The organism is Methyloprofundus sedimenti (assembly GCF_002072955.1).
GTDB classification, from domain to species: domain Bacteria; phylum Pseudomonadota; class Gammaproteobacteria; order Methylococcales; family Methylomonadaceae; genus Methyloprofundus; species Methyloprofundus sedimenti.
This window is the reverse complement of the sequence record NZ_LPUF01000001.1, coordinates 2,181,971-2,207,373: the sequence shown is the minus strand read 5'-3', so window position 1 is coordinate 2,207,373 and position 25,403 is coordinate 2,181,971. Positions and strand designations below refer to the sequence as shown.

Annotated in this window: 24 protein-coding genes; 6 read left to right on the top strand and 18 right to left on the bottom strand. The window is 40.6% G+C overall.

The features are described from left to right. Window positions 1–28: 28 nt before the first annotated feature. The 10 genes from AU255_RS09775 to AU255_RS09725 all read right to left on the bottom strand — a co-directional run bounded on the left by AU255_RS09775 (window position 29) and on the right by AU255_RS09725 (window position 10,891). A complete protein-coding gene (locus tag AU255_RS09775; protein WP_080522695.1) occupies window positions 29–424 on the bottom strand; it encodes a hypothetical protein in 396 nt (131 codons plus the stop codon). After that, window positions 424–2,184 carry an Hsp70 family protein gene (locus AU255_RS09770; RefSeq protein ID WP_080522694.1) on the bottom strand — a complete coding sequence of 587 codons (1,761 nt, stop codon included), beginning with the start codon at window positions 2,182–2,184 and terminating at the stop codon, window positions 424–426. The genes AU255_RS09775 and AU255_RS09770 overlap by 1 nt, the downstream gene beginning before the upstream one ends. Before the next feature lie 3 nt (window positions 2,185–2,187). Next, the gene (locus tag AU255_RS09765; RefSeq protein WP_080522693.1) at window positions 2,188–2,847 is read right to left on the bottom strand and encodes a nucleotide exchange factor GrpE; all 660 of its coding nucleotides are present in this window, start codon (window positions 2,845–2,847) and stop codon (window positions 2,188–2,190) included. Next, a complete protein-coding gene (locus AU255_RS09760) occupies window positions 2,847–3,173 on the bottom strand; it encodes a J domain-containing protein (protein WP_080522692.1) in 327 nt (108 codons plus the stop codon). Before AU255_RS09760 ends, AU255_RS09765 begins: the two co-directional genes overlap by 1 nt. Window positions 3,174–3,187: 14 nt before the next feature. Then, on the bottom strand, window positions 3,188–5,692 hold the full coding sequence (locus AU255_RS09755) for a hypothetical protein (RefSeq protein ID WP_080522691.1): 2,505 nt from the start codon (window positions 5,690–5,692) through the stop codon (window positions 3,188–3,190). A gap of 493 nt (window positions 5,693–6,185) precedes the next feature. Next, on the bottom strand, window positions 6,186–6,620 hold the full coding sequence (locus AU255_RS09745; protein ID WP_080522689.1) for a DUF6524 family protein: 435 nt from the start codon (window positions 6,618–6,620) through the stop codon (window positions 6,186–6,188). A 630-nt stretch (window positions 6,621–7,250) separates the two neighbouring features. Further along, on the bottom strand, window positions 7,251–8,117 hold the full coding sequence (locus AU255_RS09740; RefSeq protein WP_080522688.1) for a universal stress protein: 867 nt from the start codon (window positions 8,115–8,117) through the stop codon (window positions 7,251–7,253). Next, a complete protein-coding gene (locus AU255_RS09735) occupies window positions 8,117–9,610 on the bottom strand; it encodes a SulP family inorganic anion transporter (protein WP_080522687.1) in 1,494 nt (497 codons plus the stop codon). Before AU255_RS09735 ends, AU255_RS09740 begins: the two co-directional genes overlap by 1 nt. Window positions 9,611–9,812: 202 nt before the next feature. After that, window positions 9,813–10,337 (bottom strand): hypothetical protein, encoded by a 525-nt coding sequence (locus AU255_RS09730; protein WP_080522686.1) that lies wholly within the window; start codon window positions 10,335–10,337, stop codon window positions 9,813–9,815. A 134-nt stretch (window positions 10,338–10,471) separates the two neighbouring features. Continuing rightward, a complete protein-coding gene (locus AU255_RS09725; protein ID WP_080522685.1) occupies window positions 10,472–10,891 on the bottom strand; it encodes a MarR family winged helix-turn-helix transcriptional regulator in 420 nt (139 codons plus the stop codon). Window positions 10,892–11,637: 746 nt separating this feature from the next. Here AU255_RS09725 and AU255_RS09720 point away from each other — a divergent pair. Genes AU255_RS09720 through AU255_RS09705 form a run of 4 tightly spaced genes read left to right on the top strand, consistent with a single transcriptional unit; the run spans window position 11,638 to window position 14,260 of the window. Next, window positions 11,638–12,003 (top strand): hypothetical protein, encoded by a 366-nt coding sequence (locus AU255_RS09720; protein ID WP_080522684.1) that lies wholly within the window; start codon window positions 11,638–11,640, stop codon window positions 12,001–12,003. A gap of 18 nt (window positions 12,004–12,021) precedes the next feature. Continuing rightward, complete coding sequence (locus AU255_RS09715) at window positions 12,022–12,870, top strand: HvfB family MNIO-type RiPP peptide maturase (RefSeq protein ID WP_080522683.1); 849 nt, start codon at window positions 12,022–12,024, stop codon at window positions 12,868–12,870. Window positions 12,871–12,879: 9 nt separating this feature from the next. Next, the gene (locus tag AU255_RS09710; RefSeq protein WP_080522682.1) at window positions 12,880–13,698 is read left to right on the top strand and encodes an HvfC family RiPP maturation protein; all 819 of its coding nucleotides are present in this window, start codon (window positions 12,880–12,882) and stop codon (window positions 13,696–13,698) included. Beyond that, window positions 13,688–14,260, top strand: a complete 573-nt coding sequence (locus AU255_RS09705; RefSeq protein WP_080522681.1) for an HvfX family Cu-binding RiPP maturation protein — start codon at window positions 13,688–13,690, stop codon at window positions 14,258–14,260. Before AU255_RS09710 ends, AU255_RS09705 begins: the two co-directional genes overlap by 11 nt. Before the next feature lie 158 nt (window positions 14,261–14,418). Here AU255_RS09705 and AU255_RS09700 read toward each other — a convergent pair whose 3' ends face one another. The 6 genes from AU255_RS09700 to AU255_RS20340 all read right to left on the bottom strand — a co-directional run bounded on the left by AU255_RS09700 (window position 14,419) and on the right by AU255_RS20340 (window position 21,413). Then, complete coding sequence (locus AU255_RS09700; protein ID WP_080522680.1) at window positions 14,419–14,694, bottom strand: hypothetical protein; 276 nt, start codon at window positions 14,692–14,694, stop codon at window positions 14,419–14,421. Window positions 14,695–15,097: 403 nt separating this feature from the next. After that, window positions 15,098–15,916 carry an IPTL-CTERM sorting domain-containing protein gene (locus AU255_RS09695; protein ID WP_080522679.1) on the bottom strand — a complete coding sequence of 273 codons (819 nt, stop codon included), beginning with the start codon at window positions 15,914–15,916 and terminating at the stop codon, window positions 15,098–15,100. Window positions 15,917–16,314: 398 nt separating this feature from the next. Beyond that, the gene (locus AU255_RS09690; protein ID WP_080522678.1) at window positions 16,315–19,488 is read right to left on the bottom strand and encodes an efflux RND transporter permease subunit; all 3,174 of its coding nucleotides are present in this window, start codon (window positions 19,486–19,488) and stop codon (window positions 16,315–16,317) included. 104 nt (window positions 19,489–19,592) lie between these two features. Further along, entirely contained in the window at window positions 19,593–20,771 is a 1,179-nt protein-coding gene (locus tag AU255_RS09685) for an efflux RND transporter periplasmic adaptor subunit (RefSeq protein ID WP_198942582.1), read from the bottom strand. Next, a complete protein-coding gene (locus tag AU255_RS20345) occupies window positions 20,761–21,003 on the bottom strand; it encodes a hypothetical protein (protein WP_198942581.1) in 243 nt (80 codons plus the stop codon). The genes AU255_RS09685 and AU255_RS20345 overlap by 11 nt, the downstream gene beginning before the upstream one ends. Before the next feature lie 14 nt (window positions 21,004–21,017). After that, a complete protein-coding gene (locus tag AU255_RS20340; RefSeq protein ID WP_198942580.1) occupies window positions 21,018–21,413 on the bottom strand; it encodes a TetR/AcrR family transcriptional regulator in 396 nt (131 codons plus the stop codon). Window positions 21,414–21,794: 381 nt separating this feature from the next. Here AU255_RS20340 and AU255_RS09675 point away from each other — a divergent pair, with 381 nt between their 5' ends. Then, the gene (locus AU255_RS09675; protein ID WP_080522677.1) at window positions 21,795–22,127 is read left to right on the top strand and encodes a transposase; all 333 of its coding nucleotides are present in this window, start codon (window positions 21,795–21,797) and stop codon (window positions 22,125–22,127) included. A gap of 376 nt (window positions 22,128–22,503) precedes the next feature. Here the strand turns inward: AU255_RS09675 and AU255_RS09670 are convergent, their stop codons facing one another. After that, window positions 22,504–23,274 carry a M20/M25/M40 family metallo-hydrolase gene (locus AU255_RS09670; RefSeq protein WP_080522676.1) on the bottom strand — a complete coding sequence of 257 codons (771 nt, stop codon included), beginning with the start codon at window positions 23,272–23,274 and terminating at the stop codon, window positions 22,504–22,506. A gap of 36 nt (window positions 23,275–23,310) precedes the next feature. Here AU255_RS09670 and AU255_RS09665 point away from each other — a divergent pair, with 36 nt between their 5' ends. Further along, a complete protein-coding gene (locus AU255_RS09665) occupies window positions 23,311–24,891 on the top strand; it encodes an IS66 family transposase (protein ID WP_080520980.1) in 1,581 nt (526 codons plus the stop codon). Here the strand turns inward: AU255_RS09665 and AU255_RS09660 are convergent. Then, window positions 24,810–25,400 carry a M20/M25/M40 family metallo-hydrolase gene (locus AU255_RS09660; protein ID WP_080522675.1) on the bottom strand — a complete coding sequence of 197 codons (591 nt, stop codon included), beginning with the start codon at window positions 25,398–25,400 and terminating at the stop codon, window positions 24,810–24,812. The two genes, AU255_RS09665 and AU255_RS09660, sit on opposite strands and share 82 nt — an antisense overlap. Between the last annotated feature and the right edge of the window lie 3 nt (window positions 25,401–25,403).

Sequence of the window (25,403 nt, the reverse complement as noted above, 5' to 3'; positions counted from 1 at the left end):
ACAGTGATTACCAAACTGATCGAATTATCTACGCACCACCCGTTCTGTTTACTAATAAATAATCGCTAAATAAGTTTAAATGGAGCAACTGTTTGCTATAGGGGAATAAAAAATGAACTTTATACAAACTGCGCTTTGCAGCCAATACACGTTTTTGTGCCAGTAAATCGAGAATCTCGTAGCACTGCCGCTCGATTATAAATTCACGAAACACAATAGCCAAGCGGGTCGTGTTTAAGCCTAGGGAAATCGATAATGCAGTAATACTTTGTTCAACATTAGCTGCTAAATAATACTCGACTGCTTTAGTAAACCACTGTTGCGCAGCTTGTTCTGCGCTAATCAGCGCAGTCAGATCAGCCCGGCATCTGGAGCATATCACTCGCTCATTTAAGCGTGCATTACAGCTGGGACAACGCAGCATCAGGATTCCAGATAATAAATAATATCCCGTAATTGTGTGGTTGGATCATCCAGACCCTGAATATCATTTGCGGCGATACAGCTGGTTAGCGTTTCAATTAAATCAATCATGTCTTCCTTGTCTTCATTTGATACTTGCTCAAATAAGCCCTCGGCTTTAGCAATCAGCTCTCGTGCAGCTAAAATTTCCGCTGCTACCGCCTGTTCCCTTTCTGTCGACGACTCATGTTCAATGACACGAGGATCCATGTGCCCTAACAAAGAGTTGATACGTTGTTTTGCGGTATCCAGAGACGAGCCTTCAAACTGAGATAAAGCATTTTTAATGGTAATAGATTTCTCCAGGCCAGTATCTTTTTCTTGCGCAGAAACCTGCAAAATGCCATTCAGATCCAGTGCCAGAGTAAGAGTAATAATATTTCCAGCAGCAACATCCAGCAAACCCTCAACCCGAAACTCACCGATTTTGACATTATTTAATGCATCAGGGTCTTCTCCCTGATATATCGTAATTTCAACCGCTTCCTGACCATCATAACTGGTTGCAAATGCATCTGATTTACGATTCGGCAAGACTGTATTTTTATGAATAATAGGCACGTACATAAAAGGATACGGTGCTCCATCCAGTGAACCAATTGCACTGGTTCCATAGGTATAAGGTGTAACATCAACCAATACCGTATCCACTTCCTGTCCTGCAATCATCGCTGCCTGAATGGCCGCGCCCATGGCGACACATAAATCCGGATCGACTTCACTATGCGGCTCGAAGCCAAATTCATTCAGCAGGCGCTCGCGTATACATGGCGTACGTGTAGAACCACCCACCAGTATAATTTCATCAATATCCATAGTCGTAAATTTTGCCCCTTTCAAAGCAATATGTACGGCATCCAGGGTGACATTAATATAATCTTCTATCATCTCTTCATAAGCTATTCTGGAAAGCTCATGCGATAAATGAATGGCAACGCCCTCATGCTCTAGTAAATATTCTTCATCAATCTGTGCATAAGGCTGATCGGAAAGTAAAAATTTTGCTTCTTCTGCAGCACGGGTAATTCGTGCCATGGCTTTACTGTGTTGACGTACATCCACGTGCTGCGTGTCCAGTATATGCTGCAACAGATATTCAACGATCTGCTGATCAAAATCATCACCCCCCAGCTGATTATCACCATGACTAGATAATACCTCAACCACACCTGATTCTATATTGACTACCGATACGTCAAAAGTTCCCCCCCCCAGGTCATACACTAATACTTTCCTGGATTCAGATTGCTTCGCATCATACGCAAGCGCGGCAGCGGTCGGTTCGTTAATCATGCGCACAACTTCTAAGCCAGCAATTTCTCCAGCTTCGCGAGTTGCTTGCCGTTGTGCATCGGAAAAATAAGCCGGCACGGTAATTACCGCTTTGCTCACTACTTGTCCTAGATGGTTTTCAGCAATAGCTTTCAGGCGTTTAAGAATGATGGCTGAAATTTCCTGCGGTGTGTAGGCCTGCCCGGCTAATTCAACATGAATATCCTGGCCCATCAAACGTTTGATCGATTTAATGGTTCTTTCCGGATAAACCAGATACTGGTTGCGCGCAGTTTCGCCTACGATAATCTGTCCGTTATCATCCATACCAACAAAAGAAGGCAGCATTTTCTTGTCGCCATCAGCAATGACAATCACTTTACCGTTTTCGACGATAGAAACTTCTGAGTTGGTGGTACCTAAATCTATGCCAATAATAATATCGTTCATGCGTTATCCAACCTTGATTTTATTTACTTTAACTTCTGCTAAACGCAGCACCTGATCTTGATACAAAAAGCCTTTACGCAATTCTTCCAGCACAATGCCATTAGCAAATTTAGAATTCTCTTCTGTTGCAATGGCCTTCATGGTCAAAGGATCCAAAGTCTGACCTTTACAGTTTACAGTCCTGACCTGATAGCCTTGCAATAATTGTTCAAAACGTTTAAGGGTCATTTCCTGCCCTTGCTTAAAACGTTCAATAAAACGTACGTCTTTTTGCCTGGAATGTTTAAACAAAGCATTCACTGGTCGATAATTTTGCAACACATCCAGGCCTGTACTTAAACGATCATACAAATCTACCATGTCCAGCAGCATGCTGCGCATCATTTCAGCTTGCTGTCGCACCAAGCGATCCGTACTTGCAGCAAGCTCGGCAGATAAGACTTTATTATCATTTTGTACTGTTTCCAGTGCCGAGCTCAGGGTATCCAGCGTATTTTTAAACTGTCTGGATTCCGCTTTGACTTCAGTTTTTAAACCGGTTAATTCTCCGAGCAAGGTATGCAGGTCAGGCTGTTCCTGAGAGGCAAATGATTCAGGGACGTTCTGCTGTAAATACCTCTGGAAATCTTCCAGTAATTCAGTCTTTTGTGCTTCTGTAGTCATTATTTCTCAAGGCTGGCTAATAAACTGGCATTATCAATGCTGATAGTTAATAATTTTTTTACAGACTCAGCGTTCATGGCACCCGACAGCCCAGTCTGTAATGCTTTGTCTAGTATGGTAGTGAAATCAGCTACCGGAAGAGTAAACAAATCATAACTGACTCTGCTTTTATGATCTTTAATGGCAGTGTAAGCATCGTGTATTAACTGAAACTGTTGCTGATCGCGATCAGGTGGACTTTGTTTAACTTGATGTAAATAAGCCTGTTTAATTTCATCATCAGTGGCATCAATGTCTACACCGAGTATTTGATAAGGAGTCTGCATAGTAAAATAGTCACTTAAAAAGGGAGTGGAAATGAGTTTTTTTTGTCAGAAATACCAAAAACTTCAATAACATCATAAATATTCGCATCGATATCAATGTGTAATTCATCAGCGGCTTTAAGTAGTATTAGCGCAGAAAATATCTCAGGGTTTACCATCATCGCGAGGAACAACGATTGTTCCTCTCCAACTTGTTGAGCTAACTCCTGAGTCAATTTTTCCGGTGTCATTGTTTTTAATAATGATTCCGCCCTGGCATTAAGATCAATCATCACACGATCAGAAAGATGGTCAAATAACTCTGCTAAGGGATCATCGAACTCCTTAGCATCGCCGTCCATAAAATCACCGAACAGTCCTTCAAGAAATCCGGCTGCTTGCTGTGGATGAGCATCAAAATAACTATCCAGAAATTTATCGATCAATATGGCTGTCGGAAAGTCTTTATCCTCGGCAGCTTGATGATTAGCATATTGCAAACGATACACATCCAGATCAGAACACTCTGTTGCATCACCATTATTATCTGCATACACCCGGTAATACATCCAGATTGGCGTTGCCCATTTACGCTGGGCCAGTTTTGCACAATGGCGTAATAATTCGAAATGCTCAACCGTATCTAATGCCTGACATAAATTTAATAACAGCTTTTCATCATATTCATGCTCTGTAAGCGATTTTTTCAACGGGGGTTTAATTTTATCCAGTGCTTTAGATAAATAGTCCCTGTCTTCATGGTCATTAGCATACTGATTTAATTGCTGTATAAGCACAGTCAATTCCTGTGCAGATAATATATGCTCTTTTGTGTCCGGCAGTTCACGCAAAAGAGTAGCCACAGGTAAACCATTGAGCAAGGCTGACACAGTCGCCTGAAATTGAATATTGACTGGATCGGCATACAAATTATCGAGTGCAGAACTAATGTCCTGCAACCCTTGTTGTTTATTGATATTGGCAAAACACAATAGCGCGCGCATTAACTGCACTTGCTTAAGATACGCTTTGCCTATATTGAGCTGTTCAGCTTTACTAATCTCTTTTTCCACCAAATGATAGTTTTTTTCGCGCATCAAACGCCGTGCATGTGCCAGATAACTGGAAAATAGCGTTTGTTTGGCAAAAGTATTGAGCGGATCAATTTTTAATATTTTACTGGCATATTGACTGGCTTTTTTATGGGTCTTATTCCGTGTTGCGGCTTTAACTGCCTGAGTTAAAACCTCGACATCCTGCGGAAACTTTTCCAGGGTTTTTACTAACCATTGCTTATGCTCCTTTAATGTCTTCTGCTGCTGACTAAAATAATGAATAATTTGCAAATAAGTATTACGATTGTCCGGATCATACGCCACACTATCGATCAATAAACCGGTTCGTTTTTCTCCTTCCGGTTCAGTGGCGGCCATGCGCTGTAAAATCAGGGCAATTTTCAAACTATTATCAGCCGCTTCATTATCCAGAATGTCTATACACTGTTTCCAATAATATTCTGCATCATAAAGATTATTATCCTGTTCACAGAATAATGCCTTAACCCGATTTTCTTCAAGCTCACTCGCCTCGCTAAAGTGCTTGTTAAACTCTTTGTTTCCAGCAGGATAGCTAGCCAGTAATGTCTGACAAAAATGCTGTGCCAGCTCAGCGCCTATTAATGACTGATATTGAATTGCCAGGTTAAATTGTACCTTGTCTGACAAGCTTTTATGCTGGCGGCAAAAGTGTTCAATAAAATCCAGTTGATTTTTACTCAAGCCTTTAATTTCACTAACAAAACTACGTTGTTGATAATTTAGTTGCACAAGTTTCCCGGCAAGTTCAGCACCTTCTCTGGTACAAGCAAGCAATATTTTTGCTGCCTGCGCATAAGGCGAACTAACACGGATTTTAGCCAATACTATCTGCGCCTGTGCGGGTGAGTCAGGCATAACAAGGATAGCGTTAAATAAGGTCCGAAAATCTCTAAAAGCAGAGCGGTAAGGTAACTGCCGTAAAGCCTCGTTGAGCTTTTCAGTATTATTATCCTGATATGCCTGTAGTGCAGTCTGAACAAGATTAAAATGTGCGATAAGTAAAGAGTCTTGTGGCAAACTATGTGCAAATTCCGGGTGCCCGGAAAGCATCAATAAACCCAGAACGTTTGCCAATGCTGGATATTGCGTATCCAGTTGTTGAGCTGTTAATTCCCCCAGGCTAGCCTCGATTTTAGTCAGGTTATTTGTTTGTATCAACCAGATAATATATTGATCATAAGCAGCGTATGGACTGTGGGCATATACACGATGATTCTCCCACAACACTAGCGCTTCCTTATACATGCCTTTTACAGCAAAATCTTTTGCTCGCTGTATATAACAATAAGCAAGATTCTGCTTGCATGACACGTTATCAGAAACCTGTAATATTTTCTTATACAGCTTTATCGCGTCTTTATATTTAGCTTTTTGTTGCAGGGACAGGGCCTGGGATTCTAAGTCATGTTCCGCTATCCCTGGAATGGAGGCTTGTTTCTTCATTTAAACTAACAAGATTTAATGTGAAATGAGATTAAACTATTATAAAACATTTACTGTTATTAATAGCCGGATAATACAAATAAAGGCTGGGTTTAACCATTTAAAGGGCAATCAATGGCAGATTGAATGCTACCCGAACCCTGTTCTGATTGAAATCTTTTCCCTAATTAAACGACTAAAATATAAAAAGGAAAAGTGACAGAAAGAAGAGCGAGACAAATAAAGCTGGCAGCGTTACTAGGCAACCTTAAAGCCAGCAGGATTCTGAAGCTAGAGATAAAGGAGCTAACCCGTCAAATAATGAATGATTCTCATACTGAATCATTACAGGAGCAGGCTCTAAAAAGTAATGAAGATGCCCTGGATTCTATTATTTGCTTATATACTTCGCGCGGTTACATATGCGATACAGCATCAAGGATAAATATTTGGCTAACCTGATTCTGACTATATCTGGGTACCTTCTGTCCCTTGTTTCTGAACCAATAAAGACTTAATCTCGAAGATCATCTACATCATCAACATCAACCTGCCCCGTCAAGCGTCTACGAATATGTGACCATGACAAGCCTATTGCTAATAATGCGGCAAGACTGATTAAAGCAGCCCAGGTAATTGCAGTGGAGGATCCCACTTCAACCACTCCATAACTGGTCATAAGCCAAACCAGAGTGCCTATAAATGCAATTGCCAAAATTAAGCCTAGCGCGCCCAAAGCCCGAAAAGTTGATCTTATCAGAATAGTCCAGCCAATCAAGATAACAACACCGCAAAATGCATGCTCAGCCTCAAATCCCGTTCCCTCACTTGCAAGCGCATTCTGAACCCAATGAAAATATGAATAACCCGCCGGATTAAACGTTAATAGTACCAGTGCTATTGCTCCCGCCAGGCGGAGTATAAAACTTAGAAAGTTAAATTTATTCACGTCAATTACCTTAAATTAATATACAGCAGCAACATAAGCTTTACATTTTACTGAGAATATACTTTGTTTAGCAATGTCCAGTATCTATGGACTTACTTATATTAAATTAATATGCAGGCATTCTATGAATCTGTCGGATGAAATCATATATACTTCGCGCGATCAGGGATGCGTAAAAATATTGCTATCATTTATAAATTTTATTGGACCACTTATTCATGCTCAAAATAAAATTTACAGAAGATGAAATCGATGAGACTTATCATGGGTTCAGACATAATCACCCTGAAATGAAGTGTCGAAAAATGACTGCTATTCCATAAAAAGCAGACCCAGAGAAACCAGAGATTTTTTTAGGAAATGAATCCAAGCCTTTATTAGACGAAGAAAAAACTGGAAAAGATTATGTATTTTTTCATTTTAAAGAAACGATAAAAGACTGTCTTAATAATGTAAAAAGAACATTCAAGATACACACAAAAACACTTTTGAACCCAAAATTTCAGGTATTTTCAAAATCCGCAAACGTGACTGCGTAAGTATATCAATTTGGATGAATTTCATGAAATAGTACTTACCAGTTATATCAGGGTACTCATCGAAGACAAATACCCTAATATAAAGCGATAGTTATCTAAGTAAAAGCAACGGCTTATTAGTATTAACCAGCATTTTATGAGTAAAGCTGCCAAGTACCATGTCATGCAATCGGTTATGACTGAATGCGCCCATGACTGTCAGGTCAATATCATGCTGTTGTTGATAGTCACATAATGCTTGATCAGCCTTGCCTGTAAGTTTAACGGAGGTGATTTCAAGATGACCTGTTGCTTGCAATTTATGTGTTGCTTGCTCGAGAAGTTTGGCTGCTGTATCTGCATTATTAACACAGACTAAATGACAACTCAATCCTTTATATAAAGGGCTGACAGCGACCATATCTACGGCTTTATCAGCGGCTTTACTGCCATCATAGGCAATCATAATACGTTCGGGTGCTTTAAATTTGTCATTGACAATCAAAATGGGGCGATGCAAGGAACGGATCACGGACTCCAGCTTGGCACCTATTTTATTCGCCTGGTTATCATGCACTTGACCACGAACACCAAGCACCAATACACGTATGTTTTCTTCCAGTTCAATTAAGGATTCTATGAGCCCGCCATGCAGCTTGCTACAGATTGGATCAGAGATACCTGCTGCTATCACATGATTTTTTGCCGCTTGCAACAATAATTTACCTCTTTTCAATTTGAGCTTACTTTGTTGTTGCTCCAGCTCGCTGATTTCTTCCAGCAAATGCTCCTGACTGCCTAAACCGATATTACCCGACAAATTAGTAGTGGTAGCTGTTTCATGATGATGGTTTATCGTATGTAATAATTCTAACGGCACATTTACACGTTGAGCAATCCAGACGGCATAGTCGCAAACGGCTTCAGTGAGCATAGCCCCGTCAATGCAGGCGAGAACGTTAGGTTGTTGGTTTTTCATTAGTGGCCCCCCATTACTTTTTCAATTTCTTCAGGATTATCATGTACACCAAAACGGTCTATTATGGTGGTACTGGCTTTATTTAACCCTATTAATTTAACATCCGCACCTTCTCTACGAAATTTAATAACTACTTTATCTAAGGCTGATACAGCTGAAAGATCCCAGAAATGTGCATCAGTTAAATTAATAACCACTTTTTCGACAACTTCTTTAAAATTAAAATAAGCAACAAAAGGGTCTGCTGAATTAAAGAATATTTGCCCATGTACATGATAGGTACGTGTATCACTTTCTTCATCCAACGTTGATTCAACGTACATAAAATGACTGATTTTATTTGCAAAGAAGAGCGAGGCAAGTAATACACCGACAAAAACACCAATGGCCAGATTATGAGTCCAGACCACTACAGCGACCGTTGCCAGCATAATGATATTAGCAGATAGCGGGTGCTTTTTAATATCAATAATTGAACTCCAGCTAAAAGTACCAATGGACACCATAATCATTACAGCAACCAGTGCAGCCATAGGAATTTTCTTTAACCACTCATCCATAAAAACCACCATGAGCAGTAAAAAAACACCTGCACACAAGGTTGATAAACGTCCACGTCCACCTGATTTAATATTGATAATAGATTGCCCAATCATCGCACAACCTGCCATACCGCCTAATAAACCGGCACCTATATTGGCGATACCCTGACCTTTACATTCACGGTTTTTATTACTCTCTGTATCCGTTAAATCATCAACAATCGTCGCTGTCATCAGAGATTCCAGTAAACCGACAACTGCTAAAGGCACTGAATAAGGCAAAATAATTTGTAGTGTTTCCAAGGTTAAGGGGACTTGGGGCCAAAGAAAAATGGGTAAGGTATCAGGTAATTCCCCCATGTCACCCACAGTACGAATATCTAAATTTAGATAAATGGCTAAGCCAGTTAAACCCACAATACACACCAATGGCGATGGAATTGACTTGCCGATAAAAGGAAGATATGGAAATAAATAAATAATTGCTAACCCTCCTGCGGTCATCGCATAAACATGCCATGTTACATCAGTTAATTCAGGTAATTGCGCCATAAAAATAAGTATCGCCAGCGCATTGACAAACCCTGTAACCACTGAGCGAGAAACAAAACTCATAAAACTGCCAAGTTTTAAATAACCCGCAATAATTTGTAAAACACCGGTTAATAAGGTGGCGGCCAATAAGTATTGCAGCCCATGATCTTTGACCAAGGTGACCATTAACAAGGCCATTGCCCCTGTTGCCGCACTAATCATGCCTGATCGTCCACCCACGATGGCGGTGATCACTGCAATACAAAATGAAGCATAAAGACCGACTTTTGGATCTACCCCAGCAATAATAGAAAAAGCAATGGCTTCTGGAATGAGTGCAAGTGCAACAACAAGTCCAGCTAAAACATCCCCGCGAATGTTTCCAAACCAGTCTTGTTTGTTAGAAAGTAAGAGCATAGTTATCCTGTTAATATAAAGTATTTTGATGCAAGCTTAATTATCATCAGAGGTTAGTAATATGATAGGGCATGTAATATTAGAAAAACCGTGGAAGCGGTATTTTCCAATAGGGAAAAATTTGTTAGACTGGCGTAAATTGTAGATTTTCCATTATTTTATTAAGGGATTCGTATTGGATGTTTGGATGATTATCGTTTTATTAAAGCAGCATAAAAAACAAAAGCAACGTTGTGCCGAAACTATAGGCACAAACCCATTTGATTTTGTAAAGTATGGGCATTGATCGCCAGTAAAATGTTTCACGGCGTTTATGCTTCAACCAGAGAGCAAGAAAATTTCTTTTAAAACGAGTAATCAGCTGAGGAAATACTAGGTATAAACGATGGGCAAGATACAAAGCAATCATTATTGCACCGTTTATAATAATGATCTCACTTTGGTGGTGATTGGCGTGAAAGATATGCTCAAGAAAAATTTCAATTGAATACTCAATCGCCTCAATTCCCAGATGAATCAGATGTAACAAAGCATCTATTAACCCTAAAAACCAATCCAGTAATGTATCGAATATTAAAATAACCAAAAATAGAATAGCAAATTTTTTAGCGACTCTTATCAACATTTCTCGATCTGACTCATACCTCTTTTGATTACGCCTTTCATAGGGAGTTTTCTGAAGATAGCGTTTAACTTTTTCTATTAAGCTCACTTTTTTGAATTTCATAAAGCTCGTTGTCATTGTATATAACATAGCCAAAAATACCGAGTATCTAAAAGGGTTAATATAAATATGAAAGAAATAACTCTAACATAAAAGCTATGCCTTTCAGGATTAAGGAATGACTTATGATTTACGATTTATTTTTCCAAAAGCTTTTCTTTTATCTTAACCAGCATCTTAGACAAAGACTCTTTTTCTAGAGTGGTTAATACATTCAATACATCTTCTTCGATTGCATCAGCAATTTCCCAAAGTTCTTTCATAATAGGTAATGCTTTTGGTAAAATCTCCAATCGATAGGCACGTCTATCTTCTCTGTCCTTGTTGCGTCGAACCAGTCCTGATTCTTCAAGTAAGTCGACTTGCCTTGCCAAAGTTATGGGTTTAACTTCTAAAATTTCAGCTAAATCTACTTGACGACAATTTTGATTTTCCGAAAGGTATACTAATGCTCGCCACTGAGCATGAGTAAACCCTAAGTTTTCAGCTTCTTTATTAAAGCGCTGTCTAATAACATGACTAATCTCATAACTGAGAAAACCAAACTTTGACTGCATAAATAGGTATACCTGATATAGTAAGCAAAAGGTATTATATACGTATAATATTATATAAAAATGATCTTAATAGTATATAGATTGTTTTCATTTGGTAAACAGTGTTTAGAAGTTAACTTGTCTGATCTAACCTAGAAACCGCAGTTGAGTACGAATTTTGTGGAAAATCTGAGTGTGAAAGACAAGGCACAGCTTGCAGGCAATGGCCGTCGCCCTTGGCAAGAGCTGTAACGCAGTATTTCGTGCTCAGATTTATCCACAAAACCGTGAAGCAGAGTATAGTCACCCAACAGGTGGCAAACATTTACGATCATTATATTTCATATTCAGTCACTTATAATATTTTATAGCGGTCAACTGTGGTTTCTAGGTTTAATGAAAGTGCAAGCGTATTGGTATGTAAATATCATTTTTTCAAGAACTTAATTGAATCTCTGAATCAATCACATCTTATTCAGAAATTTTCTTGCGGACAGCCCATTGGCCTTTTCCAGATTGTTGCGCCTGATACATTGCCTGATCAGAATTTTTTTCACAGTCTACTGTCCTTGCTCTGATTGCTTTGCTACATCAACTAGTCAGCACTTTTATCTGTCATTCTATCTAAGCTGTGCTTTGTTTTATCAAATATATTTTTTTTATTATATTTTGTAAGCTTATCAAACTATCAACGACTAATCACCGTTAGCAATTAACGCTGCTGATACAACTAAACAATCATTACACTATTTCAGGAGATTACCCTCATGAACAAAATTAAACTCATTACTTCCTTAGGCGGTGCATTCGCAGCCTCTTTGTTAGCCACACCTTTAGCTCAAGCGGGAGAAAGCCCTTTTGCCCTACAAAACATTACTACTGCAACACACTTAGCCGAAATGGAAAAAGGCCTTGATGGTAAATGCGGTGAAGGTAAATGTGGCGATATGAAAATGAAAGAAGGCGGTTGTAACGGAGAGATGGGAAAAGCGAAAGAAGGAAAAAGCGGCGATAAAAGGAAAGAAGGTGACTGTAATGGCACCATGGAAAAAGCGCAAGAAGGCAAATGTGGCGATAAGATGAAAGAAGGTGGTTGTAACGGAACCATGGATAAACCTGATACCGCTCAATAAAAAGAAGAGGCTCCCGTCATGAATAGTCTGCATTTAGACGGAGCCGGACTGGGTCTTCGGCGGGAGCATATGCTTCCGTTGATGACCGGCGTTCCGAGCTCTATTGATTTTTTTGAAATCTCACCAGAAAACTATCTCGATCTGGGTGGCAAAAGAGCCCAGGATTTTCGCTGGTTTACCGAGCGATATCTCTTTGTCGCTCACGGATTATCACTTTCCATCGGTGGACCTGACCCTTTAGACGAGGCATTTTTGCATCGCATTAAGGATTTTTTGGCAGAACATAAAATCCGACTGTATACGGAACATTTAAGTTATTGCGCTAATCAGGGTCATTTATATGATCTTTTGCCGATTCCTTTTACCGAAGAAGCGGTGCATTATGTTGCAGCCCGTATTCGGCGTGCACAGGACATTCTGGAACAACCGATAGCGATTGAAAATGCCTCCTATTATGCGGCATCACCTATCTCTGATATGGATGAGTTAAACTTTATCCGTGCCGTTATTGAAGAAGCTGACTGCTGGTTGCATCTAGACGTTAATAATATCTACGTCAACAGTGTAAATCATGGCTATGACCCGGAACAATTTTTATTAGGCTTACCTGGAGAACGGATTGTGTATGGTCATGTTGCCGGCCATGATCATGATAGCCCTGATTTAATTATCGACAGCCATGGACAAGCTGTGATTGACCCCGTATGGCGCTTGCTGGAAATTGCCTATGAACAATTTGGAGTATTCCCGACATTGCTAGAAAGGGATTGCAATATTCCCCCTTTAGCCGATCTGGTGAGTGAAGTTGAAAAGATTGCTTCAATACAAAACCAGTCGTTGCTTCAGACACTTAGAAAAAGTGCTTAGGAGTATCTCATGCCACCACCTATGAACACTCAACCTGATAAAACCAAGCTTCCTTCATTTCTAAACTACCAGCACCAGTTTGTTGATTATTTGCGCAATCCGCAGAATGATGAAAGTTTACCAGCATCATTACCAACGAGAGTTAACATCTATGCAAAACTCTTGCACAGTAAAATAGATGCTAGTCTGCATACCTGTTTCCCCATTACTCGTGAATTATTAGGGGCTGCGCTCTGGCAGGAATTAGTGCAGGAATTCATCCGGGGGCATCGCTGTCAATCGCCCTTGTACCGTGAAATACCCGATGAATTTATCGATTACCTGATAAATGAAAATTCTCAAATAGAATTGCCGGAATTCATGAATGACCTTGCGCATTATGAATGGATGGAATTAGTTCTGGAAACTGAAAAACCAGCTAAAGTTAATCCTATATTTGCCATTAACGATGACTTATTAGCAATCACACCAGCACTCAATCCCGTTTTGCATTTGCTACAGTACCGCTTTCCAGTGCAATCAATTAGCCCTGCGGAGGAACACTGGAAAAACTGGAAAAACCGTCCTACTCCCTACGCACAGGAACCAGTTATTTTAGCTGGCATCAGAGATGCAGACTTTAAAATTTATTTTATTGAACTGAATGCCGTAACAGCAAGGCTAATTGAATTAATGCAAGAAGGATTTAGCACAGGTGAACAGGCATTACTTCAGTTAGCGGCTGAACTGCGTTATGACGTCTATGAAACCATTTTACCTTTCGGCTCTGACATATTGCAGCAACTAAAAACACAACATATTATTATTGGAGCCCAGCATGAACATTAAAATCTCGCAATCAATAATCAACACAGAAGCAAACAATGCCGAGCCTGCCATCAGCCAAAACCTCAAGCATTCATCTCTCTTCGCGGCCTATGACAAAATCATAGCGTTACTTAACGACTGTGCAGCTCCACTACCACCTTTCTTATTTCGTTTGATACTGGCTTATGAATTCTGGGAGGCTGGCATGATGAAATATACAGGCGAGAACTGGTTTAGTCATATCACCTTCCCTCTACCCTTTAGTCTGTTGTCCAACGATATGCTTTGGACTATGGGAACCTGGATCGAAATTATCGGTGCTATTGCTTTACTACTGGGTTTAGGGACACGCTTTTTTTCATTATCGTTAATCATACTAACCATCGTTGCGATTAATACCGTCCATTGGCCTGCCGAATGGAGCACACTGGCGGAACTATGGCAAGGCTACGCGATTAGCAATAAAGGCCATGGAAATTTTAAATTGCCACTGCTTTACCTGATCATGTTTATGCCATTACTGTTTAATGGACCGGGGAAATGGAGTTTAGATTATGTCTTAACTCAATATAGAAAGAACTAAACAGGCTCTGAATTCCGCGACGCTGAGCATCGCTCCATTCATTCCCGCGCAGAGCGTGGGAACGAGACTAATGATGTTAATAATTATTTCAATACATGCCTGTTAGCAATTCATGCTCAAGTAGATCAGGATATCAACAGTTGTCTATCAGAATGGTCTCAAGGATTATTCTCGACATTCTCTTGAATCGATTCCAGATTGTCTTCGATTATCTCAGTAGTATCTGAAGTCGCTTCTTGTGCCGACTGACTCACTTGCTCTGCTTCAGTTGCAACAGTAGCGCTAAAATTTTCAGCTGGTTCAGAAACCTTTGCACCAGTTTCTTTTAACTGCGCTGATACCTCAGTACCTTTATCGGTATTACTGCTGTTATCACAGGCAGTTAAACTAGTGGCTAGTGTCAGTATTAAGGATACAAATAGTACGGGTTTCATAGGGTTCCCTCTAAGTTAAAATTCATTCAAAAATAAGTTTTGCCAATTCACCATACTTCACACAGTCAAAGCCACCTGAAGTATATATTGCTGGAATACAGACTTTACCAACAAAGGGCATGTTTGAGCAACCCTTCTTAAGCATCAGGGCTTTTTACATATTATAGGCAGAATAGTCATCAATGACTGAAATACTTTAGTTTTATGCTGGCTGTTGCAGATACAAAATATTTAACCCTTCTGTATTCTGTCATTAACTCAGTATACAGGGGGAAGGCTTAAAGCAACCAGCTGAAGCTGGAGGTTTTAAGCCGTATCGATGTGGCAACCAAGTCCGAAGAGGGGCTTAAAGCAACCAGCTGAAGCTGGAGGTTTTAAGCCTCCCAAGGAATGGCAACAAAGCTTAAGTATTGCGGAATTTTTTATTTCTCATAGTGACTGTTAACATAAGTAAACTTAATAAAATCAACCCCCATTCATTCAAGGTTGGAATTGGTTGAGTACCATTGCTGGGGCTGGGGCTAGGCTCAGGGTTAGGACTAGGGTTAGGCTGAGGGTCAGGACCAGGCTCAGGACCAGGACCAGGCTCAGGATCAGGTTTAACTTCGGCTTTAATTTTTGCTTCAATTGCTGCTGTATATTCTTGGAAACTAGCTACTAAAACAACAAAACCAGGACCCGGAATAGGTGTTTCTGGTTGAGGCCATACTAAGGCAGATAATTGAGCCTCATTGATTCCTGTCCCAACACCTATGGCGTTAACAACATCGACACCAGCTAGAACGGCTGCCTGTCTTGCAGGTATTGGGTTTACTTGAGAAACACCATCAGTTGAAACATCGATTATTTGTTTATCATTAGTGACAAAGGTACTAGTACAGGAAGTTATTCCCGCGCCAATATTTGTGCCGCCCTTTACTTGTTTGATATTTCTGATTTTAGCTGCCAAAATATCAGCAGTATCTTGATCAGCAATTAGTGTTGATCCAACTTCAACTGTAGCATTGTCAGAAAATTGGACAACAGAAATGTATACACTGCTATCTTGAGGAATTATGCTTGAGTTTTCAACAGAAGCAGCAACACCCTCAAGCTGTAATTGGAAGTCAGCGGGAATTATGCTTGATGATCCATCAAGAGATAGACAAAGTTCAACAGCTTGTGTTTGACTAGTAAAGAAAAAGGTTAAAAAAAGAAATAAAATTTTAAAATGATTTGACATTTTGTGATACTCCTTGAAGTTCAAGTTAGTTTAGCTTACTTAATCTTGCTCAAATTCAAGTAAGTCATATTTAATAGTATACTATTTTAATTTTTTTACAAATAACTTAGCTTTTATGCTAGGACAAAAACACCATCAAAAAAGAGGCTATCAAAAAAGGAAAACTGGGATCGAGTAAAACGGGGGGTGGGCAGAGTATACTCAGATTATTTAATTGTTTTTTTCTTCCGCCAACCAACAGATCTCTCCCCTTTTTTGCTGTCAAGCTCTGCCTAAAGTGAGATAATATAATAGAAACTTTAAGTTTACTCTGACCCTAGTTTTACTCAACAATATATTAGCGAAATTAATGGTTTGTCGATAAAGCGACACATTTAGTAGTGTTGCTTTTGCGAAACTTACAAAAGTTCAGCTTTAATGTTGTCGCTATCTTTATCCTTAGACAAATAAATTTCAACTTTACGAAATAACACATAAAAAACCGGTGTAAAGATTAAACCAAAAAATGTCACACCTAACATACCTGAAAATACCGCGGTTCCAATCGCTTGACGCATCTCTGAACCCGCACCATGACTTAGCATTAGAGGTGTTACACCCATGATAAAGGCAAAAGAAGTCATTAAGATAGGGCGTAATCTCAACTTTGAAGCTTCAATAGCAGCTTCAAGTGTCGTGCGTCCTTGATGTTCTAAATTATGGGCAAACTCAACGATAAGTATCGCATTTTTAGACGCTAAGCCTGCCAGTAGAAATAAACTTATTTGGGTAAAAATATTATTATCACCCCCCGAGATATACACGCCGATCATGGCGGATAAAATACTCATGGGTACAATAAGAATGATCGCTAAAGGCAATGCAAGGCTTTCATACTGAGCAGCAAGCACCAGGAAAACAAGAAATAGGCAGAGCGGGAAGACATAGATTGCAGTATTACCTGCCAAAATTTGTTGATAGGTCAGTTCTGTCCATTCAAATTCCATTCCAGACGGCAAAGTTTCATCAAGGATTTTAGTGATAGCTGCTTGTGCTTCCCCAGAAGAATAGCCCGCGGAAGCGTTGCCGTTTAAATCTGCCGAGCGATACGAATTGTAATGCATGGCGACTTCTGGCCCAAAAGCTTCTTCAACTTGAATTATCGTCGCTAAAGGCACCATGTTGCCTTTACTATTACGAGTTTGCAAACGAGAGATATCTTGTGGCGTAGAACGAAATTCCTTATCTGCCTGGGCAATGACTTGATAGGTACGACCAAACTGATTGAAATCATTTACATAAAGCGAACCTAAATAAATTTGCAGAGTACGAAATACTTCTTCGACAGGAATCCCAAGTTGTACTGCTTTAGTACGGTCAAGATTAGCGAATAATTGAGGCACATTGACGTTGTAGTTTGAATACACGCGGACCAAGGCTGGATCTTGATTAGCCTTTAATTTAACTTCATTAACAACATCATCCAATATTTTATAGCCTTGATCGGTACGATCTTCAATTTGTAGTTTGAAGCCGCCCGTCGTTCCAAGTCCACGTACTGGGGGTGGTGGAAATATGGCAATAAATGCTTCTTCGATAGTGCCGTATTTTTTTTGTAAACGTTCCGCTATCGCGTTGGCACTTAGATTTGGATCTGTTCTGTTTGCAAAATCATCTAAGGTGACAAACACAATACCTGCGCTAGCTGAATTCACAAAACCATTAACAGATAAGCCTGGAAATTGAACAGCACTAACTACCCCTTTTTCTGCGAGTGCTGCATCAGCCATTTCACGGATAACCTCTTCAGAACGCTCAAGTGTTGAACCGGTAGGAAGTTGTGCAAAGCTGATTAAATATTGTTTGTCTTGTGCAGGAATATAACCTGGCGGCACCAAGGAGAAGCTATAAACTGTAAAACCAATAAGAATAGAGAATAGCGTCATCATAATCAATTTACGAGTGGCAAAGATGCGCACCCCTTTAACATAGCCTTGCTGACTTTTATTAAATACTTTATTGAAGAGATTAAAGAACCCGCCAAACAAAAATTGCATGATTTTAGCAAGTCTGTCCTGAGGGGCATCAGGCGAACGTAGTAATAATGCACATAAAGCAGGACTCAATGTGAGTGAGTTCAACGTAGAGATGAAGGTTGCAATAACAATGGTCAAGGCAAATTGTTTGTAAAACATACCGGTCAGACCAGAAATAAAGGCAATAGGAATAAACACACTAGCAAGTACTAATGAAGTCGCAATAATAGGGCCAGTTACTTCTTTCATTGCCTGTACTGTGGCATTACGTGGTGTTTTACCTTCGTGGATGTTCCGTTCAACATTTTCAACCACAACAATGGCATCATCGACCACTATCCCCACGGCCAATATCAAGCCAAATAATGACAGGACATTAATCGAAAATCCCAGAAGATACATAAAGGCAAAGGTACCAACAATTGAAACAGGTACGGCAAGCAGCGGGATGATCGATGCTCTCCAGGTTTGCAAAAAGAGAATGATGACTAATACAACCAAAGCAATGGCTTCGAACAAGGTAACGATGACCGAATTAATTGAACTACGAACAAATACCGTAGGATCGTAGACAATACTGTAATCAAGGTCTTCAGGAAAATTCTGCTTCAATTGCTCCATTGTGGAACGTACATTGTCAGAAATATCTAATGCATTAGCACCAGGCGCTGCAAAAATAGGAATCGCAACCGCAGGCTGATTATTCAACAAAGAACGTAAGCCATAACTTTCGGCATCTAATTCAACTCGGGCAATATCCTGTAATCGAATAACAACGCCATTGGCATCACGATTGACCAGTATTTGTTCGAACTCTTCTACACTTTGTAATCGGCCTTGCACATTGATCGGTAGTTGTAGTTCAATGTTATCTTTGTATGGTGGGCCTCCAATTACACCCGCGGCTACTTGAATATTTTGCCCGCGAATTGCGTTGATAACTTGATCGGGTGTCATGTTATGTTCAGCAATCTTGTCGGGATTAAGCCAGATTCGCATGGCATAATCACCTGATCCGAATAATCTGACTTCTCCAATGCCTGAAATTTTTGCTAATTGATCGCGCACATGCAGCGTTGCAAAATTACGTAAATATAGCATGTCATAACGTTCATCAGGTGAACGTAAATGTACTACCATGGTTAAGTCTGGTGAGCTTTTAGTCACCGTAACACCTAGTTGACGTGTAATATCGGGGAGTCTTGGTAGTGCTTGTGAAACACGGTTTTGTACTAACTGTTGGGATAGATCAACGTCAGATCCAATGGCAAAGGTTACGGTGATGGTTAAACGGCCATCAGTTGATGCCAGCGAGTTCATATAAAGCATATTCTCGACACCATTAATCTGTTCCTCTAACGGTGTTGCAACAGTTTCTGAAATGACAGAAGGGCTAGCCCCTGGAAAGGATGCATTAATAATGACCGAAGGCGGGGCAACTTCTGGATATTCAGAAATCGGTAATTGAAGCATTGCCACAGCGCCAAACACAAAGATCAATAAGGAGATCACACTTGCCAGAATTGGCCTGTCAACAAAGTGACTTGAAAAACTCATGGTACATTTACCCTCAGAACATCATGTCCTGGATGCTTAAAATAATATTAGAAAATAGGTATTGGTGCGCTATTTCAAATAGATAAGTTCGACCTGATACTAAATCACGATTTATCTGTTTTTAATTCAGTCGCTGTTAATACTTTTGGCTCAACAAGCATATCTGGCTGAACTCGCATCAAGCCCCTTGCAATTACTTTGTCTCCATTTTTTAGTCCTGAATGTACAATTCGAGTTCCTTCAATACTGTCACCGATAATGACTTCTCGATAGACTGTTTTATTGTCATCATTGACTACATAGACAAATTTTCTATCTTGATCTGTCCCTATGGCACGTTCACTGATAAGAATAGTCTTTTCTTCAGTAGCGCTACCCAATTTTAGGTGAGCATACATACCTGATAATAATTTTCCTTCGGAGTTATCAAATATCGCACGAGCACGAATCGTACCTGTTGTCGGATCTATTTTATTATCAAAGGAATGAATTTTTCCGTGATATACGTCATTACCGTCTTCTAAACTGAGCTCAACTGGGTTTTGAATCTTAGCGCTTAGTCCAGGTGATGTATTTTCACGAAAATGTAAATAGGTATGTTCATCCACTTCAAAATCTGCATAAACGCGATCATTCGCCACAATCGACGTTAATAATGGCGCGTTAGAACCCGATGATACTAAGTTGCCAACGGTTAATTCAGTACGACTGATTGTGCCTGAAATTGGAGCTTTGATATAGGCGTAGCTTAAGTTTATTTCAGCCGCTGATAACTCAGCTTTAGCACGTTTTACGTTTGAATTGGCAACGAGTTTATTATTGATACGATCATCAAGAACTTGTTGAGCCACCATTTTTTTAGCGACTAAAGCAGTAATTCTTGTAGATTCTTTTATGGCAAAATCATAACTATCTTTTGCAGAAATTAAATTCGCCTTTTTTTGTTCGACTATCGCTTTCAGTGGACGAGGATCAATAACGTACAAAATATCATTTTTAGCAACATGCTGGCCGTCATTAAACTTTACTTCAGTGATTAAACCGCTTGCTTGTGGCCGTATTTCAACATAATCGACCGCAGAAAGACGTCCTGAAAATTGTTTCCAGAGCCGTATTGCACGATCTTCGACGATAAACACTTCGACAGGCATTGCTTGCGGCTTACGAGTCAACGAGGTTTGCGCTTCCTTTGCAGAAACATTATGTATAAAACCAGCAGTGCCAATTATGGCGGTCACCATGGCGGCACTTAGTATAGTGACAGTGCGAGATTTATTGATCATTTTGTTGCTCCTGAAGCTTAGCGCACATTTCTGAAATATTGGTTTTTAGGCCAAGCGTTTGAAATAAACTGAGTTTTACGTCTTTTTTCAAATTGCTTAAGTCGTTTTGAATGCGTGCCACCATGACTTGACCTAAAATGGAGGTGATAATTTGTGAACCTGTATTAGAAATATCTGTTTTAACGGGCAAAAAACCCGAGTCGACCATCTCCTGTAAGGTTTCTTTAAACATATTGCCCTGACGATTTAATATCTCATCAGCCTTTTTTGTATGAGTTCTTCATTTCCTGCCATTTCAGAGCCTAAAGAAGCAAAAGGGCAACCACAAACTCGACCATATTTTTCGTATGCTTGTATTTGTTTTTCATAGACAAAGTCAGCTAGATTTTCAAAACGTTCAATAGGGGAAAGGTCTGAAGAAAATATGCTCATTACTTCAGATTCATAGCTTTGATAGGACTCTTCCATAGCAGCAACCGCCAACTCTGCTTTTGAAGAAAAGTAGTAATAAAAACTACCTTTTTTTATCCCCGCAGCTTTGCAGATATCATCAACACTCACAAAGCCATAGCTACTCTGCCATACCAGATCATTTGCCGTGAGTAGGAGTTTAGATTTTGTATCGGTAGGAGGACGGCCCATTAGTACCACTCAATTATTGAGAAAAGAACGTGTATTTTATAGTATTTGACTAGTCAGTCAAATACTATTTGAGAGGTATTGTGCATTATCCTGGAAACCTCAGTTGAACACGGATACTGTGGAAAATCTGAGTGTGAAAGACAAGGCGCGGCTCGCAGGCAATGGCCGTAGCCCTTGGCAAGAGCTGTAACGCAGTATTTCGTACGCAGATTTATCAACAAAACCGTGAAGTGGAGTAGAGTCACCCATCAGGTGACAAGTTTTTAAGATCATTATATTTTATATTCAGTCACTTATAATGTTTTATAGCGGTCAACTGCGGTTTCTAGGATTATGCAGTTTAGTTAGAATGATATTGAACTAGATGGAGATAAATAGACTTTGAGAGTATGTCTAATTTATGATCTAAGTGAAAATAAATTTTTTAATACCTTTACCCGCGAATTCAAAGTTGAAGCTGTTCGACTGATGAACGAGACAGATAAACCCGCTTCTGAAATCGCTACTGAGCTTGGTATTCAGTGTAATCAGCTGTATAAATGGAAAGCACAACTTGAAAGTAACGGTGATCAAGCCTTCCCTACAAAACGTGCTCGTCCTGCGAAAGAAAACCAAAGCGACGTCAGCACTCTTCGACTGGAAAATGAACGCCTGAAGGAGGAAGTCGATATTTTACAAAAGGCCGCAGCGTACTTTGCGAGAGAACTCAAGTGAAATACGCATTCATTAAATGCTCCCCGTTGTCAGCATAAAGTGAGTCGTTTATGTTGAGCACTCAATGTATCTGTCAGCGGTTATTATGATTGGCTAAAGTGACTAGGGAGTGCTACAACCTGACTAATATAGGCGACTACTTACCAAAATACGCAGCTTTCATCAGCAAAGCAAGGAACAGTAGGGTTCGCCCCACGCATCCATCGGGATTTAGTTGCATCAGGAAAACAGGTGTATGTTAATCGGGTTGCCAGGATTCTTGATCTCTATTCTCGTCAAGTCATCGGATGGTCCATGAGTGACCGTAACAATACCAAGCTCGTTATTGATGCCGTGGGCAAAAAGGACAACTCTCCCTTGGCTTTTCGCATTTTCATCATTTCGAATGCTTTGAAGATGCAATGATCAAGGCCATAGTCAGATAAAGCCGGGGCGCTATGCTATCCAGCAATGCATATTCTTGTGCTGAGTGCAATCCGCCACCCACCAGACCCAGGGTTTCCAATACCCTGGGTGTTTCTGCTCCTTCCTGATAAGCATAACCGGCGTCCGTTCCAAAACGCATCATAGTTATACCAAGATCAAGGCCAATGTCCTGATACACTTTTTGCGCTGTATCAGCTAACTGTTGCGATGCCGGGTTGCGAGGTAGCGGAGGGCGGCCGGATTGCAAACGGAAATTTACCTGAGTGCCGGCAACAAGCTGGCGCTGTATGATTTTCTGCACATCGTTAGTGACGCGTTCAATTTCACTGTAATCCGAATATCGCATATCACCTTCCGCCGCTGCTTGAGCGGGAATGATATTGCGCTTTTCACCGCCTTTAACGAGGGTCCAGTTCACCGTGGTTCCTTTTTCAAGATTGCCAAGATCATTCAACTGGAGTAGTTGATGAGACAATTCAATGATAGCGTTACTTCCCTGCTCGGGTGCCGAACCGGCATGAGATGCAAGCCCTGCCACGTCGAGGAAGAGATAATTGATCCCGTTGGTGGCGACGGTCACGGCATCGGTATTTGGCGGTTCATAAGACAATACATAGTCCTGCCGGGAGGCAATTTCCCGAATCAGATCACGGGAACCGAAAGAGCCTTTTTCCTCATCAGGGTTGAACAACACCGTAATGGGAAACTTCTCATTATCCACGGGAAAATATTAAAAAGTTGCTTTACAATATATTCTATGAACTCGCCTAAACCTGAATTACCAGAGATAAACAAAGAAGATCGCACACCGCTAGTCGATGTGTTATTGGAAATGCTTGCCTGGCAACAAAAGCAGATTGATGAGTTAGCACAAGAGATACTCAAGCTTAAAGGCGAAACCACAAAGCCTAAAATCAAACCGAGTACAATGGATAAGGAGGGTGCCCCAGGAAGTGATGACTCCTCATCAAAAAGGAAAAAAGGCCCAAGGCGCAGTAAAAAAGGCAACCTCAAAATAGATGAAACCCAAATTATTCAGCCGGATGAAATCCCAGAGGGTTCACGCTTTAAAGGGTATCAGGATCGTGTTATTCAGGATATTACCTTTCAAACTCATAACATTCGTTATCGTTTAGCAGAATATATAACGCCAGAGGGTCTTACGATTTTAGGTCAGCTTCCCGAAGACATTCAGGGAGGTAGCTTTGGTAAAAGCCTTATTGCCTTTATTCTCTATCAATACCATCACCAACATGTCACACAGCCATTACTACTGGAACAAATTCGTGATTTAGGCGTCGATATTTCGAGCGGTAAGCTCAGTTATATACTAACAGAAGATCTGGACGATTTTCATGCCGAAAAAGATGAATTACTGAAGACGGGATTATCCGTTTCTAAATATATTCATACAGATGATACTGGCGCACGGCATAAAGGGCAAAATGGCTATTGCACACATATTGGCAATGATTTTTTTGCCTGGTTCAGTAGTACAGAAAGTAAAAGCAGAATCAATTTTTTAAACTGTCTATCACAAGGCAAAACAACGCTTTATACATTGAACACAGGTGCCATTGAATACATGGCACAAAATAAGCTGTCTGTTGTAATCTTGGCGACACTGGAAAATATCAGTGTCTGCATTAACACGGCACCTGACTGGTGCGAATGGCTGGATCAGCAAGGCATCGTTAAACCTCGGCACAGAAAAATAGTCACGGAAGGTGCTTTGATGGGAGGGCTGCTAGACCAAGGCATTTCCTCTGACTTTTCAATTATCAGTGATGATGCAGGGCAGTTTAACGTCTTTGATCATGCCTTGTGCTGGATCCATGCCGAACGAGTGATTAATCGCCTGATTCCTTTAAATGACAGCCATACCAAGGCAGTAGATGACGCACGCGACCAGCTTTGGTCGATTTACCATGACCTGAAAGCTTATAAACTTAATCCTGTTACCGAACAGGCGAGCAGTATCAGGCAGCGCTTTCAAATCCTATGCAGTACCAAAACCTGTTACGAAACGCTTAACCAGGCCCTCGGGCGAATGGGGAAAAATCAACATGAACTCCTCCGTGTACTCGACAAACCCTACCTCCCACTTCATAACAATTTAAGCGAACGGGATATAAGGGATTACGTCAAGAAACGAAAAATCAGCGGGAGTACACGAAGTGATGCAGGGCGGAAAGCCCGTGATACTTTTGCCAGTCTCAAGAAGACCTGCCGAAAGCACGGCATGTCATTTTGGGGTTATTTAAAAAGTCGCTTACTGAAGTTAGAAGGGATTCCTCCGTTATCGGAAGTCATTCGTGCGGCCGCTGCCAGTGGATAATGAGAAGTTACCGTAATGGCTCCGAAGTCGTTGTAATCTAATGTGTTAAGCATCTTCAAAGCATGCAGAATGAGGGCCAGCGAACCTTTTGCATCCGCCACGCCCGGCCCATAAATACGCCCGTGTTCGCTACGAAACGGTCGCCTTCGAGCTTCGCCATTGGCAAACACCGTGTCATAATGAATCATTAATAAGAATTTAGTGTCCCCTGCTCCTTGCAGATGCCCCAGGACAATATTGCCTACACCGGGTTGAGCCGGTTTCAGTTCGACATTTGCGCCTAACTCTGTAAGGCGTTGCACTAAAATATTCTCCACCTTGCTCAAACCGTCTTCATTTCCTGTTCCCGAGTCTATATTAACCAATGTCTGTAAGGTTTCCAGAAAAGCAGCCTGCTCTTCCTTCGCCATTTTAAATAGTCTCTCCGGCGGTATTTCATTCGCCCCAGCCACAAAAGGGGGCATAATTAACAGTAGTACAAAGGTGGAGATACAACGCATCTTTTTCATAGG